This is a genomic window from Flavobacterium johnsoniae UW101, assembly GCF_000016645.1.
Classification (GTDB): domain Bacteria; phylum Bacteroidota; class Bacteroidia; order Flavobacteriales; family Flavobacteriaceae; genus Flavobacterium; species Flavobacterium johnsoniae.
The window spans coordinates 1,501,599-1,519,319 of sequence record NC_009441.1 but is presented as its reverse complement, the minus strand read 5'-3'; the positions used below and the strand labels follow the sequence as shown (position 1 = coordinate 1,519,319).

Here is a 17,721-nt window from a genome sequence, read left to right as displayed (position 1 = left end):
AAAAACCCTCGCTGAAAATTAATTCTAACGAGGGTTTCTTTTTTATTTTAGGGCAACAGAATCGCCATACAAAAGTTTATCTAATTGCTTATCACGATCGTAAACATCAGGATAAAAACCAATTTCGCCGTCGTCTGTAACCCAGGCTGTAAAATAACCTATATAAATTGGAATTTTATTTTTGAGCATGCAGGTAGTTTCTTTTTCACCGCTCATAGCATCATTTATTTTATCAACAGGCCAGTCTGGATTGTCTTTTAGTATTTCTAATGCTAATTTTTTAGCATCTCTAACATTAATACATCCGTGGCTGAAGGTTCTTTTTTCAAAATCAAACAAACTTTTTGCCGGTGTATCATGCAGATAAATATCGTTTGGATTAGGAAACATAAATTTTACTAACCCTAAAGAGTTATTAGGACCTGGCTTTTGTCTTACACTTCCGCCATTCCACTCCATATTATGATCTGCAAGGTAATTTTTATCTTCGGCCATTTTAAGTTTCAGCTCATTTTTAATAATACTTGCCGGAACATACCAATAAGGGCTGAAAACAATTCGGTCAATATTGCCGCTAAAAATTACGGTTTCTGTCATTCGGGTTCCCACAAAAACGTCCGAAACTAAATCATATTTTCCATCCTTAACATAAATCAGCCTGAACGAAGGAATATTAACCATTACATATTCATCTGCTTTGGCTAGTTTAGTCGGAATCCATCTGCATCGTTCCATATTCAGCATAATAGTTCTAATTCTGTTGCTGATTGGTTCGTTCATTTGATCTATCTGCTCTTTCGTAAAAGTATAATTCAATTTTAGTCCATATCGTTTTTTATACTTTAAAACAGCATCCATCATTTCCTGATCATAATACTGGCTTTTTGAATCTTCTTTTAAATCGCCAACGACAAATAAGCGTTCTCTAATTTGCTGGACAACTTTACCGCTGTCTAAAGGTTTTAATTCTTTGTAATTAGCTTCGTCGATTTCAATTTTTTTCCAAAGCCCGTTTTTTTCAATGTTTCGGTATCTCTGCAATACATTTTGAAGTTTATAATACTGACTAAAAAGAAGGTTTTCATCTTTATTTAAACGGTTTGGATCGCCCATTAATGAATCTAAAATCCTATCATAAGAAATGGTTTTTGTTGGCAGAAACCAGCCAATTGATTTCAAAGTCTGCGGATCGACACCAGAATAAACGTTACTGGCATAAAAAACATACATATTAGACAATAACAATTCTGTATCTGCTTTAGGAAGTTTGTTTGTAACGTTTTCATTAAAAACATCATCAACCAAGTCCATATAGGGCATTTCGGCATTTATTCCCTGATCTTCTAGAAGGCTGACTTTGTGATACAAAAGTGCTCCAAATTCGCTGACACTTTTATCGTCGTACCAAATGGTATTATAGTCTTTCTTTTTATAAAGATCTTCAACATCTTTTTGATATTTTTTTAGTTTGGGATATTTTTTATAAAAAGAATTAATAGAAGCAGCATCAATTGTTCCAAAAACAATAGTTGTCTTGACATTTAAAATGTTATCAAATTCGTTGATCTCGTTTTTAAATTTAAGAGTATTGCTTGCCGGGGTAAAAGAAAACATTAAAAAACTACAAGCAGCAATTACAGATAAAAAAGTAAAATTTCGCATATTTTTAAGTTTTAAATTTTTTAAACAAAAATTATTTTAAAAAATACCGAAAACTCATAATGAAGCTCCAAAATAAGTTTTCATAACTTTTTTGTTTTATTTGGAAATCTTCGATTTAGGGTACTCAAATTTAACTAAGATAATTGACATTTTTGTATTTATTGACGTAAATTTCATACGAATTTTAAAAAATGAAAAGCGTTAAAAATTGAGGTTTTAAAATAACATGCATCATTTTGACTAATCTCAATATCAATAAATACAATTTAAAAGCGTTTGAATCCGAACTTAATCTGTTATCTTTGCAGTCTGAAATCAGTTTAAATTAACATAGAAATTTTAAATTGATTTCTTTCCATACATAATAGCACAATAAAATGAAATTAGATAGAAAAGAAATTCTTAAAGCTTTAGAAACAATTACTATAGCCGGGGAAGGAAAAAATATGGTTGAAAGCGGTGCGGTTGCTAACGTACTTACTTTTGGTGACGAAGTTGTTGTCGATTTAGTATTGCACACGCCGGCTATGCATATCAAAAAAAGAGCAGAAGACGATATTAAAAAAACGATTCACGAATTAATATCTGCCGATGCAAAAATTAAAGTTAACATTAAAGTAGAAACTCCGGAAAAAGCAGAAATTAAAGGTCGTGCTATTCCTGGAATTAAAAATATTATTGCTGTTGCTTCTGGAAAAGGAGGAGTTGGAAAATCTACCGTAACTGCAAATCTTGCTGTTACGCTTGCTAAAATGGGCTTTAAAGTTGGTGTTTTAGATGCCGATGTTTACGGACCATCTATGCCGATTATGTTTGATGTTGAGAATGAAAAACCGGTATCGATTACGGTTGACGGAAAATCAAAAATGAAACCAATTGAAAGTTATGAAATTAAAATGCTTTCTATCGGTTTCTTCACATCGCCAAGCCAGGCTGTAATCTGGAGAGGTCCAATGGCCGCAAAAGCATTAAATCAAATGATTTTTGATGCTGACTGGGGAGAATTAGATTTCATGTTATTAGACTTACCTCCGGGAACAGGAGATATTCACCTTTCTATCATGCAGTCGCTTCCAATTACCGGAGCTGTTGTAGTAAGTACACCGCAGGCTGTGGCTCTTGCCGATGCTAAAAAAGGAGTTTCGATGTTTATGCAGGACAATATTAATGTTCCTGTTTTGGGAATTATCGAAAACATGGCTTACTTTACACCTGAAGAATTACCAAATAACAAATACTATATTTTTGGTCAGGAAGGAGCAAAAAATCTTGCAGCAGACTTAGACGTTCCATTTTTAGGAGAAGTTCCTATTGTACAATCTATTCGTGAAGCAGGAGATTACGGACGTCCGGCAGCATTGCAGACGGCTTCGCCAATCGAAGCTGTTTTTGAAGAAATTACAAGAAATGTAGTTCAGGAAACAGTAAACAGAAACGAAAGTCTTCCGGCTACTGAGGCAATCAAAATTACAACAATGGCAGGTTGTTCTGCAGTAAAGAAAAATTAATTAGATAATGAGATAATCTGCCAATTAGATACAATTTTCTAATTGGCACATTTCACAATTGACACATTATAATTATGACAACAGAAGAATTAACAAATAATGTTTTATTGGCTTTAGATGAAATCAGGCCATTCTTAAAATCCGACGGCGGAGACATTACACTAATATCTATCGACGATGATAAGCATGTAAAAGTTCGTCTTGAAGGCGCATGCATAAGCTGCAGCGTTAACCAGATGACACTTAAAGCTGGGGTAGAAACAACTATAAAAAAGTATGCACCGCAAATTGAAACTGTGGTAAATATTATGTAACAAAAGCCGTATTTAGGCCCCTAATTTGATTCTGCTGAATTAACAAGAATAATAGGCCTTTATACAATAACTTTTGTAAAAATTCAATAAAAAGCTTAATAATCATAGTTTTTTGAGGATTTAGCAAAAAACAATACGAAGATTTAAGAGTTTTAGTTAACTATTTGTTACATTTTTAACTTAAATTTGTGACATAACCTAAATCTTAAATCTATGAAAAAGTTTTACGCTCTATTTTTATTATTGTTTTTTGCAGCTGTGAATTATGCTCAGAACAAAACAGTTATTGTTGACAAAGCTTGGGTAAGCGAATCTGAAGAATGGTCAGATTTTACATATTCAGGAAAAATTGTATTTTCAATTAATCCTAATGATACTCCAGGAACCTTAAGTATTGGAAATTATGATTTCTTATATGACTTTGTTGACGGAAAGGGTAAATTTTCAAACAAGGCAACTTATAGCGCTGCCCAGTTTTCAAATCCAAGAAAAATTTCTGTAACTACAGACAAACAGGGAGTTTTAAACTCTACTTATGAAGGTACATTGATTTTTCAATCAGATAGAGATTATTATTCGGTTATTGCAGTTATTACAATCCTTGAAAAAAGCGACAGTGTTTTAGGAGTAAAAATGCGCCTTAAAGAAGGTAACAGAAAGGAATACGCATTTAGCACTAAACCTGCTAGTTAGTATAAATACAGGATTTTTTCACGTTATAGAATCCTACCAATAAAATCCCATAATAAATGGATGTATTAATTAAGATTAAAGATCGAGAAGGAGTTATACACGAATTACAAGCTCCAACTGATATGGCAATGAATATAATGGAGTTATGCAAAGCATACGAACTTCCTGTTGAAGGAACTTGCGGAGGAATGGCAATGTGTGCTTCCTGCCAATGTTATGTTCTAAATGATGTTGCATTACCAGAAATGGGAGATGAAGAAGAAGCCATGCTGTCGGAAGCATTTTACGTTAAATCTAACAGCCGTTTAGGTTGTCAGATACCAATTACTGAAGAATTAGAAGGTTTAGAACTGGAGCTTGCTCCAGAATATTAATAAAAAAAGCGGGAATTAATTGATTCCCGCTTTTTTTATGCTTTCTTTATATTTTTATAATTTGTTAATTAGCTCTTCTGGATCAAAAGGTTCAAATTCTCTTTCTGAAAATGCTTCTGTCAAAATACCAGACGAACACAGCCAGGTAATTGTTTCTTCGAGTGTATTTCCAGCTTTGTAAATCATTTCGCTGTATCGCGCCAGTATATAATATTGATTGTTTAGAAAAATGATTTCATCTCCATCAAACGTATCACCAATTCTAATCGATTTCAATACTTCATCTTTTGTGAGCACTTCTTTTCCTTCATCCCAAAACCAATATTCAGTAATACGTTTTCTCCATTCATCAAGTGTAAGCATTATGGTTTCTGGAAGAAACATTCTTACATAAGTTCCGCCCATAATACCGCTTCCATATTGCAAAACATACTCTTTATAATCTTCATCAAAAGTTAAATTTAGTATTTTTTCGCACGCCAGAATATCTTCTTCATCGGCTGTAAATAGATCTGTTTTATTGGTTTGATAATTTGGAATTACCTTGTAGTTATCGAAATTCATTTGTTTTGTATTTTATAATAATTAAACCGATATCTATTTAAAATCAAATTTCATATTCAATTTCACCAATATACAATAAATTGAAATTTGAATTATTTATCGAAACAGGGTTTTTAATCTGATCTTTTGAGATAAATACAACCGTATTAATTTCTTCTATATTTTGATTTAGCTGAATTAACTTTTCTTTTGCCGTCAATATCCATTCTGAAGCATAAGAATATTTCTCAAATTTATCTTCGAACAATATATTTTCATCTTCAAAGCCGCTTTCCATAAAATCATGATCTAAATGATTTCTATCTTGTGATTTTGCAAACTCAGAAAGATATTTTCCCTCTATGTCATCTTCACTATAATAATTTTCATCTTCACCAATGAAATCAAAATATTCATCTTCTGATTTAAATTTTCCAAACCAAAAATGGGAGATTTCTGTTCTCATTAAAAATTGATTTATAATTAAAACAAAAGTATTATTTCAAAAGTACAATCACCAAAATATTTCTCACAAAAAAACCGTAGTTACATTATACTCAAAAGTCTTTTATATTAAGAGGCTTATTTGATACGATTATTATTCTCATCAATTTTAAAATATTTTCTTCTGTATTGATTTCTTTCTTCTTCATTTAACCAAATGATATTTTTTGGTCTTTCAATTTCTGGCAGTAAATAACTATCAAAATAATTCTCCAAGTACATAACATTCCACGGTGCTAGTCCAAAATAAACATTTCCAAGAGCTTTAAGGCTAACACCACCAGATGAATTCTTATTTTTTACCCTATCAGGACTTACCAGTATTTCATAATTATATAAAATTTTAAAAGTATAATTAGCTATTTCATCTTGATTAGAATTATATACTGCAAGCGGAAATACGTTTCTTAATTCATCTTGACTAATAAGCTCAATTTCTTTCTTTAAATTAAATAATGCTAAAATTGGACATCTTTTTGTTAGATGAGTTCCTACTATTTGACCAAATGCAAATGTGTTATCCAATAAAGGAATTGATAATATGTCTCCTACTCTCCATTTTTGGCTTGGGGGTCTTTTCCAGTTTTTAAGTATATTATAAATATTTTCAAGTTCTATTTCTGAAGGCATTTTACACTTTTCGCGAAAAGTTAAATTACAAATTACTTTTGCTACTTCAAAAATTGTATCAGCACTTCGACTGTCAATATGTGTATAGTCACTCTCATAATCAATATTTGGTTTTGGCTTTAAAGAAATATCTTTTAATTCTTTTTTTAAAATAGAAACAGCCTCAGATTGAAATTCCGTTTGAAAACAATCTGCCAGATCTTCAAATATTGTAAAAACGGCAGATATTTCATTAGGTAATGAGATTGAGAAGCATCCAAACTCTATATTGTCTTTATTCTTTTTCATTTAAATGAATTTAATTCTACAAAAGCTAAAATTACAAAAGAATAAAAGTTGGAACTATACAGTACAAGTCATAAAACTATCAAAATAAGCTATTTATAAAACACAAAAAAACCGTAATTACATTACTGCAATTACGGTTTTCTCTTTATAACAATTTTATTTAATCTCTCAATTATACCAAACCAGCCTGAATTAAATATTCAGCGATTTGAATCGTGTTTGTTGCAGCGCCTTTTCTTAAGTTATCAGCAACGATCCACATGTTTAATGTGTTTGGCTGGCTTTCATCACGACGGATTCTTCCAACAAAAACATCATTTTTACCTTCTGCATATAATGGCATTGGGTATGTAAAGGTATCTAAATTATCCTGTACTACTACTCCATCCGTATTGTGTAAAATTTCACGAACTTCACTTACATCAAAATCATTTGTAAACTCAACGTTTACAGCTTCGCTGTGTCCGCCTACTACTGGTACACGAACTGCAGTAGCAGTAACTCTAATGGTATTGTCACCAAGAATTTTTTGAGTTTCGCGAACTAATTTCATTTCTTCTTTAGTGTATCCGTTATCCTCAAAACTATCGCAGTGTGGAATTGCATTTCGGTGAATTGGATATTTGTAAGCCATATCACCCTGAATTCCTGCGTATTCGTTTTCTAATTGTTTAACTGCTTTTACACCAGTTCCAGTAATTGATTGGTAAGTAGAAACAATGATTCTTTTAATGTTGTATTTTCTATGCAAAGGAGCCAAAGCCAATACCATTTGAATAGTAGAACAGTTTGGGTTTGCAATAATTTTATCTTCTTTTGTTAATACAGAGGCATTAATTTCCGGAACCACTAATTTTTTAGTCGGATCCATTCTCCATGCAGATGAGTTGTCGATAACAGTTGTTCCGGCAGCAGCAAATTTTGGAGCCCATTCTAAAGATGTATCTCCTCCTGCAGAAAAAACAGCGATATCAGCTTTCATATCAACAGCTGTTTGTAATCCTACTACTTTATATTTGGTTCCTTTGTATTCGATTTCTTTTCCAACTGATCTTTCTGATGCAACAGGAATTAATTCCGTAACAGGAAAATTTCTTTCTGCTAAAACTTTAAGCATTACTTCGCCAACCATTCCGGTAGCACCTACAACTGCAATTCTCATTTTTATATTTTTAAATAATCAATTAATCTAATTTATATCGCAAAAATAAGTATAATAAAAGTCTTGGCAAGGTGATTCACAAAAAATAACAAAATGTTGTATTTTAAACAATTTGTAAAAAAACCGCCTCTTTAGAAGGCGGTTAAGTTAGACTTAGTGCAGCGGTATATTTTTATTTATTTTTTAATAAATCTCTAATTTGTGTAAGCAATTCTTCCTGAGTTGGTCCGGCTGGAGGCGGTGGCGGTGCAACATCTTTCTTTTTAGCATGGTTCATTGCTTTAATGATCAAAAATAAAACAAATGCAACAATTATAAAGTTTATTACAGCCGATAAAAACAGTCCGTATTTTACTCCTCCAAAAGCAGTTAACTGCTCAATAGTTGATAAATTAGCAGCATCTAAAGCCGGTTTCAATAACAGCGGCGTAATTACATCTTCTATAAATGAGCTCACGATTTTACCAAAAGCAGCTCCAATGATTACACCGACAGCAAGATCAACCACGTTGCCTTTCATTGCAAATTCCTTAAATTCTGAAAAAAATCCCATATCTGATCTGTTTTTGTTTATAATAATTGAATATCGAAAATACGCAATTTTCCTGAAAGTTCGGTACTCTATCTAAAAAATACTCGTTTTACACGCTGCGAAATACTGGTCATTATTTCATACGGAATGGTTTTTAATGCTTCAGCCATTTCTATAACCGTTGGGCTTTCGCCGAAAATAATTACCGAATCGCCTTCTTTGCAGTCTATATGACTTACATCAACCATTAACATATCCATACAAACACTTCCTACGATATAGGCTTTTTGATTTTTGATGGTTACAAAACCAATCTGATTGCCCCATAATCTCGAAATTCCGTCTGCATAACCAATTGGAATGGTTGCAATTTTTGTTTCTTTATCTGCCATAAAACGGCGTCCGTAACCAACGCTGTCACCTGCCGGAATAGTTCGAACCTGCGAAATAATCGATTTTAAGGTGCCTACGTTTTCCAGATATTTCTGTTCGGCCGGATCGTTGGAAACGCCATACAAACCAATCCCTAAACGCACCATATTGTATTGTGCATCTGGGAAATTACTGATTCCGGAAGTGTTTAAAATATGGCGGATTGGATTTATATTTAATTCTGAGATTAATTTTGAAGATAACCTTTCGAATAAACTTATTTGTTTTTCTACAAAATCAAAATGCTTCGGATCATCGCTCGTTGCCAAATGCGATAAAATACTTTGAACACGAACGGTTGAGTTTCCTTTTAAAGTCGCAATTAATTCGTCGATCGTATTATCCTCAAAACCTAAACGGTGCATTCCTGTATCGACTTTTATATGAATAGGAAAATCTTTTAAGTTCTTTTCTCTGGCTATTTTCAAAAAGGCATTTAAACCTTTTATGCTGTAAATTTCGGGTTCAAGTTTGTATTGAATTATCGAAGGAAAGCTGGTCGATTCTGGATTCAAAACCATAATAGGCAGTTTGATGCCGCCATTTTTCAGCGAAATTCCTTCATCGGCGAAAGCCACACCTAAATAATTTACTTTATTATGTTCGAGCAGTTTTGCAATTTCGAGTCCGCCGTTTCCATAACCAAAAGCCTTGACCATAACCATGATTTTTACATCATCGGCCAGTTTTGATTTAAAATAATTCAGATTGTGATTTATAGCATCCAGATTGATTTCGAGAACTGTTTCATGCGTTTTTTCTTCAAGCAGTGAAACAATTTCTTCAAACTGAAATGATCTTGCGCCTTTTATCAATATGGTTTCATTATTGAAATTCAAATTTTCAATTTCGGCGATAAATGCAGCCGTGTTTTGAAACATCGTACTGTTTGGAAACTTATCTTGAAAAGATGAAATTGTAGTTCCAATTCCAATGACACGGTTTATTTTATTATCTGAAATTAACTGCGCTACTTTTGAATACAGTTCTTCATTTGAAAATCCGCTTTGAAAAATATCTGATAGTATAACGGCTTTTGAAGCATTTTTTTTCTGGCTTTCCAGAAAATCTAAAGCGATTTTCAGCGATTGAAAATCGGAGCTGTAACTATCGTCTATTAAACTGCAATTGTGGATTCCGTTTTTAACTTCAAGACGCATTTCAACTGGATAAAGCATTTCCATTCTGTTTTGAATAATGGTAAAATCATATTCAAAATGCAGTAAAACCAATAAACATGAAATGGCATTTTCGATAGAAGCAGAATCGCTGAACGGAATTTCTAAATTAAAAATTTCGTCTTTATATTGATATTTTATTGTGGTTGAATCGTTTTTGGTTTCTTTTTTCAGAATAAAAACATCTGCAGAGGCATCTGCAAAACTCCATGAAAATAAGGCTCTGTTTTCTAGCGGATATTGAGCAGAAAAGTCTAAAAGACATTTATCTACCAATTCATTTTTTTGATAAATAATTACTGCTGACTTTTTGAAAAGCAGTAATTTCTCGTTGATTTTCTGAGTCAGATTTTCAAATCCTTCATCGTGTGCAGAACCTATATTGGTTAAAACTCCAATATTTGGTTTGATAATTTTCTCAAGATTAACCATTTCGTTAACCGTTGAAATTCCGGCTTCAAAAATTCCTAAATTGTGTTTTTCATTTATAGCAATAACAGAAAGCGGAACACCAACTTGTGAGTTATAACTTTTTGGGCTTCGGATAATATTATAATCAGGGCTTAAAAGAAAATTAAGCCATTCTTTTACGATGGTTTTTCCGTTGCTTCCGGTTAAACCAATAATAGGGAAATCGAATAAATCACGATAATAGGCTGCTAATTCCTGTAATGCTTTCAGCGTATTTTTTACAACAAAAAAATTGGCTTTTCCTTTTACATTTTCTGGTATATACTGAACTGCAAAATTCTGAACGCCTTTTTCTATTAATTCGGCAATATATAAATGAGCGTCATTATTCGCGCCCGAAAGAGCAATAAACAATGTTTGAGGTCCGTTTTGTAAAGAACGGCTGTCGATCGAAATATGATCTACAAAAATATCAGTATCTGAGCCTGTCCACTCGGCATTTAAAACCGGAATCAGGCTTTTTAAATTTATGCTCATTTAGAAATTCTTTTTGTCAAATTTAAAAAAAGGTTTGCCACGAATTCATTTTTAGATATAAAAAAGAGTTTGCCGCGAATTACACAAATTTCCACAAATTATTTTTTATTTTTTGCCACAGATTAAAAGGATTTAAATGATTTCTAATCTGTGATAATCTTTTAATCTGTGGCTAATTTTTAAGCATTCAACAAATAAATAATTTGTGGAAATTTGTATAATTCGCGCCGGAAAACTAAATATTCACAGCAAAAAACATTAATTTATTATATTTGTTAAATACCACAAAATAATTCGTTTTGAAAAAAATACTTCCACTATTCTCCTATATACTTCATCCGATTTTTATATCGATGTATGCAACATTGTTTTATCTTTATTGCAAGGATGACATTTTTACAACCCAGGAAAAATACTTTGTTTTATTTCAAATATTGGTCATAACGATCATCGTTCCAATATTATTTTTTATGCTTCTTCGCTCAACAGGTCATGTAAAATCGATGATGCTGCCAGAGAACTCGCAGCGCCGTATTCCTCTTATTTTACAATGTTTTTTATATATTTTACTGGTAAAAAGAAGTATTGTGATTATGCGCTATCCAGAACTTCATTTCTTTTTTCTGGGTGCTTTATTTACTACTATTCTGGCCTTGGTGCTTTCTCTTTTTAAAATCAAAGCAAGTCTGCACATGGCAGCAATAAGCGGTTTTACAATTTTTGCAGTTGGGTTAAACCTTCATCTGCAGTTACATAATCCATATTGGGGAGCGCTTTTAATTTTATTGTCCGGAATTACGGCTTCATCACGATTAGAAATGAATGCACATACTCCTAAAGAATTATTAATTGGATTGTTTGTGGGCGTTTTACCGCAGGTGCTGTTTTTGTATTTGTGGTTATAAAATGTAGAAAATTAATCCCGCATTTAGGGTTTTCATGCTTACTTTTTCTCCGTTTAATGTTGTGGTTCCGTCTTTAAACAGCGGACTTAAACCATAATACAAATATAAATTCCATGTATTGTATCCTGCAGAAAGATACGGACCGTATTGAAATTTATTAATATTGGAGTTATTGTTTATTTTATATTTATTCTCACCGTCATCTAAAATTGAAGAGTTTGAGAATAAATAGCTCAATTTTACTCCTGCATAGATTCTCCAGAATTTTGTGCTTTCATAAGTTGAATTACGCCATCTAAATTCTATCGGAAGATCAACAGAATATTGTCTGTATCGGTTTGAAGCAATTTCTCCTGCATCAACAACATTATAAACTATTGTTCCGTTTCCATCTTTTGAAACTGCAAAATTTTGATAATAGTTTTGATAGCTCAATCCTAAACCGGCCGCAATAGCAACTGTTCTTGATTTGTTGATTGGCATATCACGAAGAAAACCGCCCGAAAGTCCAAGCGAGAATTTATTCTGTTTAAATTTTTGAGGAATATCAGTAAACATATTATACGTTACCGAAAAGTAAAACTGATCTTCTCTATACAAAGAATCTATTTTAACTATAGGTTTTATTTCTGGTTTTGCGTCCTGCTGTGCAAAAACATTAAAAAATGAAACTAAAAACAAACAGCTAAAAATTAATCGCATAGATTTTTTGAGTTTAAAAGAGGTTTTACAAAATAAACGTTTTATAGAATCAATTTATTTCACTTACAAATATAATATAATGCTAGTTCAGGATGTGATTAGAAAGTAATTATTCTTTTTTTGATTACAAATAATTGGTTTTACTGAAGTTTTTTCAAAGATTATGCAGCAGAATTTAAAAAATAGATTTGTAATTGTATGATCTTTTATACCTTTGTGGTTGATGAAGAAAAAACAGCTCATATTAAGTTTCTCATTTGCTGTAACAGTATTGTTCTCGATATTGTTTCAGTCAATACACAGTTATGAGCATATTGTAAAACAGCTTTCTGAAAAACAATGTCATCACGATTATAACGATCCAAATGGCGAAATAACGCATCAGCACCACAATTACGATCTATGTTTTGTTTGTAATTTTGCTTTTGAAACCTTTATTGTTCCAGAAAGTTTCTCTTTCCAATTTCATTCTTTTGACAGTCAGATTCCTTATTTTTTACCACTGTCAGAAAAGATTTTTTCAATTTCAAGACCTTCATATTTACTTCGGGGGCCGCCGGCAGCTATAGTTTAAACCGCCATTAAAAAATCACATTTCTTTTTAAACTAAATTCAAAACGACATTGAGTTTCCTAATCCTATTTTTATCAATCAGGATCAGAATGCTTTGCTGTTGGTTTTAATTTCATTTAAAAGAAAAAAATCAATTTAACTATAGCACATTTTTCAAATGAAAAAATTCATAATAGCCCTTGTTTTAGGGTTTTCGGGCTTGCTTTCTGCCCAAAATTCAGTTTCAGGAACTGTAACCGATAATCAAAATAATCCATTACCGGGCGTTTCAGTTTATGCACCTGAATTACATAAAGGAACCACTACAGATGCAAACGGGAAATACGAATTGAACAATCTTCCAAACGGAAGTCTTCGAATTGCTTTTACTTATGTTGGATATGCCAATCAAAATAAAACTATTGCAAAATTATTGAAGCAAAATACTTTAGATATTACTCTTGAAGAATCGATTCTGGAAATGGATGAAGTTGTGGTTTCAACTCCTTTCAATAAACTGCAGTCACAAAACGTAATGAAAATTGAGCATGAAAGCATCAAAACATTACAGCAAAAAGGAACTTCAACTTTAATTGAAGGTTTGGCAACTATTCCCGGAGTAGCACAGATTTCTACCGGAACTTCTATTGGGAAACCCGTAATTCGTGGATTAAGCGGTAATCGTGTATTGGTTTATTCTCAAGGCGTTCGTATCGAAAATCAGCAGTTTGGAGACGAACATGGTTTAGGTTTAAACGATGCCGGAATAGAAAGTGTTGAAGTAATTAAAGGTCCGGCATCTTTATTATACGGCTCTGATGCTTTGGGAGGGGTTTTATATTTTAATCCTGAAAAATTTGCTGATGCAGGTACTTTTAAAGCTAATTTCAGCCAAAAATATTTTACAAATACACAAGGAAGTAATTCTTCTATTGGTTTAAAAACTTCTACAGACAACTGGAAATTTCTGGCTCGCGGAAGTTACAACACGCATTCAGATTACAAAATTGCCGATGGTGATCGTGTAACTAATTCACGTTACAACGAAACTGATTTTAAAACCGGAATTGGCTACAGCAATTCGAGTTTTTCTAGTGTTTTGAGATACAATTACAATAAATTGGATATTGGAATTCCGGAAGATGGAATTGCTGAGCAGTCTTCAAGCAAAGACACGCAGTTTCCAAGACAGGGAATTTTTAATCATTTATTGAGTTTAAACAATGTTATCTTTTTTGAAAACTCAAAACTTGATGTTGATTTAGGATATATCTCTAATGACAGAAGCGAATTTGAAGACAGTAACGAAGCTTCTCTTCACATGAAATTGAATACTTTCAACTATAATGCAAAATATCATTTTCCAAAATTCGGAAAAATTGAAACTATTTTAGGCGTTCAGGGAATGCATCAAACGAATAAAAATTCGGGTGAAGAATATTTAATTCCAGATGCTACAACAAACGATTTTGGAGTTTTTGGAACTGCAAATTACGAATGGGACAACAGTGTTATTCAGGCTGGACTGCGTTTTGACAACCGAAATATTACTTCAATAGCACATGGAATTGAAGGCGAAGAAGGTTATTTCCTTCCTCTTGACAGATCTTTTGACAGCTTTAATGCTTCTTTAGGATATAAAACAAAATTAGCTGAACCATTAACGCTTCGTTTAAATGTTGCTACTGGTTTTAGAGCACCAAACTTAGCCGAATTAACTTCAAACGGTGTTCACGAAGGAACAAATCGTTATGAAATTGGAAATGCTAATTTGAAAACTGAACAAAACGTTCAGACTGATTTGAATTTAGAATACAAAAACACGCACTTTGAATTCTTTGTAAACGGATTTTACAATCACGTAAACAATTATATCTATACTTCGCCAACTGGAGAAGTTCGTGAGGATAATGATGTTTTTGCTTATGTTCAGGATAATGCAAAATTATATGGTGGCGAAGTTGGTTTACACTTTCACCCGCATCCTTTAGACTGGTTACATTTTGAGACCAGTTTTGAAACGGTTACAGGTAAAAAAGACAATGATGATTATCTGCCGTTAATTCCGGCAAACAACTGGAACAATACGCTTAGAACTGAATTTAACATCAAAGACTGGTTAAGCGAAGGCTTTGCTTCTTTAAATGTTTCTTCGACTTTCAGCCAGGATAATGTAAGCGGTTTTGAAACAGCTTCTAAAGGGTATACTTTGGTAAATTTAGGTTTTGGAGGAACGGTAAAACTAGGAAAAACTGCTTTTGACATTAACTTAAACGGAAACAATTTATTCGACAAAAAATATATTGCACACCTTTCAAGATTAAAAACTGACGGTATTCCGAACATTGGAAGAAACATCGTTTTGGGAGTTAATTTTAATTTATAATTTTAAATTTAACCGCAAAGAGCGCAAAGTATTACGCAAGGTTCGCTAAGTTTTATTTTATAAAATGACGATTAAAAGATTCTCGCAAAGACGCCAAGCCGCAAAGAAATTTTAAAACTTTGCGCCTCCGCGTCTTTGCGAGATTAATTTTGCGTGCTTTGCGTAAACTCTTTGCGTTCTTTGCGGTTAGTAACACAACAATCTCACAAAAAGCGCTATTTTTGTTACAACAGATAAAAACTAACTATGAAAAAAACATTTTTATTAATGGCACTTACAACCGCAGGAATTTCGTTTGCACAAATTAAATATCCCGAAACCAAAAAAGGTGAAACTGTCGATGTATATTTTGACACTAAAGTAAGCGATCCGTACCGTTGGCTTGAAGATGATAAATCTGCTGAAACAGGTGCTTGGGTAAAAGCTGAAAATGAAGTAACGTATGGTTATTTAGATAAAATTCCGTTTCGTGAGGAACTTAAAAAACGAATGGAAAAACTTTGGAACTATGAAAAAATAGGCGCTCCGTTTAAAGAAGGAAAATTTACGTATTACTATAAAAATAACGGACTTCAAAATCAATCTGTTGTTTACAGAAAAGATCAAAGCGGTAAAGAAGAAGTTTTTCTTGATCCGAATACTTTCTCTAAAGACGGAACTACTTCTCTTGGCGGTTTAGATTTTTCTAAAGACGGAAGTAAGGCTGCTTATGCAATTTCTGAAGGCGGAAGCGACTGGAGAAAAGTGATTATTATTGATGCATTGTCTAAAAAAGTTGTAGAAGATACTTTAGTTGATGTTAAATTCAGCGGTATTTCGTGGCTTGGAAATGAAGGTTTCTACTATTCTAGTTATGATAAGCCAAAAGGAAGTGAATTATCTGCCAAAACAGATCAGCATAAATTGTATTTCCACAAGTTAGGAACTTCTCAAAAAGAAGATAAAGTAATTTTTGGAGCCGATCAAAAAAGAAGATATGTTGGCGGTTATGTTACCGAAGACAATCATTATTTAGTAATTACAGCTGCTAATTCTACTTACGGAAACGAACTGTATATTAAAGATTTAAAAACACCAAACAGTCCAATTATTACGATTGTAGATAATTTTAATACTGACAATTCGATTATCGAAAACGAAGGAACAAAATTATTCATTCACACTGATTATAATGCTCCTAACGGCAGAGTGGTTACTGTAGATTTCAGCAATCCAAAACAGGAAAACTGGAAAGATTTTATTAAAGAAACAGAGAATGTTTTATCTCCATCAACAGGCGGCGGATATTTCTTTGCTAACTATACAAAAGATGCCGTTTCATTGGTTTTACAATATGATTACAACGGTAAATTAGTCCGCGAAATCAAACTTCCTGCCGTTGGAACTGCCGGCGGATTTGGTGCTAAAAAAGAAGAAAAGATTTTGTATTACAGCTTTACAAATTATACAACTCCGGGATCTATTTTTTCTTTTGAACCAAAATCTGGAAAATCAGAAATTTATCAAAAACCAAAAGTTGATTTTAAAAGTGAAGATTACGAGTCTAAACAAGTTTTCTATACTTCAAAAGACGGTACAAAAGTTCCTATGATTATTACGTATAAAAAAGGAACAAAATTAGACGGTAAAAATCCAACTATTCTTTATGGTTACGGTGGATTCAATATTAGTTTAACACCAAGTTTTAGTATTGCTAATGCAGTTTGGATGGAAAACGGCGGAGTTTATGCTGTTGCCAATTTAAGAGGAGGCGGTGAATATGGAAAGAAATGGCATGATGCAGGAACAAAACTTCAAAAGCAAAATGTATTTGATGATTTTATCGCTGCTGCAGAATATTTAATTGCTCAAAAATATACCTCATCTGATTATTTAGCTATTCGCGGAGGATCTAACGGAGGTTTATTGGTTGGCGCAACTATGACACAGCGTCCAGATTTAATGAAGGTAGCACTGCCTGCAGTTGGTGTTATGGATATGCTTCGTTACCATACTTTTACAGCTGGCGCGGGCTGGGCATACGATTACGGAACTGCTCAGGACAGTAAGGAAATGTTTGAATACTTAAAAGGTTATTCTCCTGTTCAAAACGTTAAAAAGGGAACAAAATATCCGGCAACAATGGTAACAACCGGAGATCATGATGATCGTGTTGTTCCGGCTCACAGTTTTAAATTTGCTGCTGAATTACAAGACAAACAAGCAGGAGAAAATCCGGTTTTAATTAGAATTGATGTAAAAGCAGGTCATGGTGCAGGAAAATCTGTTGCAGCTACAATTCAGGAAAATGTAGACATTCAGGCTTTCACGCTTTACAATATGGGTTTTAAAGCTTTGCCTAAAAAGTAAGACTTTAAACTAAGTTTTTTTCAGCCACGAATTCACGAATTATTTTTGTGAATTTGTGG

At 32.8% G+C, this 17,721-nt stretch carries 16 protein-coding genes; 8 read left to right on the top strand and 8 right to left on the bottom strand.

Annotated elements, in window-relative coordinates; translation table 11 throughout:
* Positions 1 to 42 precede the first annotated feature (42 nt).
* Entirely contained in the window at positions 43 to 1,662 is a 1,620-nt protein-coding gene (locus tag FJOH_RS06895; RefSeq protein WP_012023408.1) for a L,D-transpeptidase family protein, read from the bottom strand.
* Between the two features lie 377 nt (positions 1,663 to 2,039).
* Between FJOH_RS06895 and FJOH_RS06890 the strand changes: the two genes are divergently transcribed.
* The 4 genes from FJOH_RS06890 (at position 2,040) to FJOH_RS06875 (ending at position 4,551) form a co-directional block, all read left to right on the top strand.
* A complete protein-coding gene (locus FJOH_RS06890) occupies positions 2,040 to 3,170 on the top strand; it encodes an Mrp/NBP35 family ATP-binding protein (protein ID WP_012023407.1) in 1,131 nt (376 codons plus the stop codon).
* 74 nt (positions 3,171 to 3,244) lie between these two features.
* Positions 3,245 to 3,484, top strand: a complete 240-nt coding sequence (locus FJOH_RS06885) for a NifU family protein (protein ID WP_012023406.1) — start codon at positions 3,245 to 3,247, stop codon at positions 3,482 to 3,484.
* Between the two features lie 213 nt (positions 3,485 to 3,697).
* Positions 3,698 to 4,177 carry a hypothetical protein gene (locus FJOH_RS06880; protein ID WP_012023405.1) on the top strand — a complete coding sequence of 160 codons (480 nt, stop codon included), beginning with the start codon at positions 3,698 to 3,700 and terminating at the stop codon, positions 4,175 to 4,177.
* Positions 4,178 to 4,233: 56 nt separating this feature from the next.
* Positions 4,234 to 4,551: a 2Fe-2S iron-sulfur cluster-binding family protein gene (locus tag FJOH_RS06875; protein WP_012023404.1), complete on the top strand. Its 318-nt coding sequence runs from the start codon at positions 4,234 to 4,236 to the stop codon at positions 4,549 to 4,551.
* A gap of 54 nt (positions 4,552 to 4,605) precedes the next feature.
* Here FJOH_RS06875 and FJOH_RS06870 read toward each other — a convergent pair whose 3' ends face one another.
* From FJOH_RS06870 to FJOH_RS06845, 6 genes are all read right to left on the bottom strand, one after another.
* Positions 4,606 to 5,115, bottom strand: coding sequence for an SMI1/KNR4 family protein (locus tag FJOH_RS06870; RefSeq protein WP_012023403.1), 510 nt, complete (start codon positions 5,113 to 5,115; stop codon positions 4,606 to 4,608).
* Positions 5,116 to 5,158: 43 nt separating this feature from the next.
* Complete coding sequence (locus tag FJOH_RS06865; RefSeq protein WP_012023402.1) at positions 5,159 to 5,560, bottom strand: immunity 22 family protein; 402 nt, start codon at positions 5,558 to 5,560, stop codon at positions 5,159 to 5,161.
* A gap of 116 nt (positions 5,561 to 5,676) precedes the next feature.
* Positions 5,677 to 6,516: an Imm26 family immunity protein gene (locus tag FJOH_RS06860; RefSeq protein WP_012023401.1), complete on the bottom strand. Its 840-nt coding sequence runs from the start codon at positions 6,514 to 6,516 to the stop codon at positions 5,677 to 5,679.
* A 172-nt stretch (positions 6,517 to 6,688) separates the two neighbouring features.
* Complete coding sequence (locus tag FJOH_RS06855) at positions 6,689 to 7,678, bottom strand: aspartate-semialdehyde dehydrogenase (protein ID WP_012023400.1); 990 nt, start codon at positions 7,676 to 7,678, stop codon at positions 6,689 to 6,691.
* Positions 7,679 to 7,850: 172 nt separating this feature from the next.
* On the bottom strand, positions 7,851 to 8,231 hold the full coding sequence (gene mscL / locus FJOH_RS06850; protein ID WP_012023399.1) for a large conductance mechanosensitive channel protein MscL: 381 nt from the start codon (positions 8,229 to 8,231) through the stop codon (positions 7,851 to 7,853).
* 68 nt (positions 8,232 to 8,299) lie between these two features.
* The gene (locus tag FJOH_RS06845; RefSeq protein WP_012023398.1) at positions 8,300 to 10,768 is read right to left on the bottom strand and encodes a bifunctional UDP-N-acetylmuramoyl-tripeptide:D-alanyl-D-alanine ligase/alanine racemase; all 2,469 of its coding nucleotides are present in this window, start codon (positions 10,766 to 10,768) and stop codon (positions 8,300 to 8,302) included.
* Positions 10,769 to 11,067: 299 nt separating this feature from the next.
* Between FJOH_RS06845 and FJOH_RS06840 the strand changes: the two genes are divergently transcribed.
* On the top strand, positions 11,068 to 11,673 hold the full coding sequence (locus FJOH_RS06840) for a hypothetical protein (protein ID WP_012023397.1): 606 nt from the start codon (positions 11,068 to 11,070) through the stop codon (positions 11,671 to 11,673).
* Here the strand turns inward: FJOH_RS06840 and FJOH_RS06835 are convergent.
* Positions 11,668 to 12,375 (bottom strand): porin family protein, encoded by a 708-nt coding sequence (locus FJOH_RS06835; protein ID WP_012023396.1) that lies wholly within the window; start codon positions 12,373 to 12,375, stop codon positions 11,668 to 11,670. The two genes, FJOH_RS06840 and FJOH_RS06835, sit on opposite strands and share 6 nt — an antisense overlap.
* 223 nt (positions 12,376 to 12,598) lie before the next feature.
* Here FJOH_RS06835 and FJOH_RS06830 point away from each other — a divergent pair, with 223 nt between their 5' ends.
* The 3 genes from FJOH_RS06830 (at position 12,599) to FJOH_RS06820 (ending at position 17,662) form a co-directional block, all read left to right on the top strand.
* Positions 12,599 to 12,949 carry a hypothetical protein gene (locus FJOH_RS06830; RefSeq protein WP_044047550.1) on the top strand — a complete coding sequence of 117 codons (351 nt, stop codon included), beginning with the start codon at positions 12,599 to 12,601 and terminating at the stop codon, positions 12,947 to 12,949.
* 156 nt (positions 12,950 to 13,105) lie between these two features.
* Positions 13,106 to 15,313, top strand: coding sequence for a TonB-dependent receptor (locus FJOH_RS06825; RefSeq protein ID WP_012023394.1), 2,208 nt, complete (start codon positions 13,106 to 13,108; stop codon positions 15,311 to 15,313).
* Positions 15,314 to 15,559: 246 nt separating this feature from the next.
* Complete coding sequence (locus FJOH_RS06820) at positions 15,560 to 17,662, top strand: prolyl oligopeptidase family serine peptidase (RefSeq protein WP_012023393.1); 2,103 nt, start codon at positions 15,560 to 15,562, stop codon at positions 17,660 to 17,662.
* Positions 17,663 to 17,721: the final 59 nt, after the last annotated feature.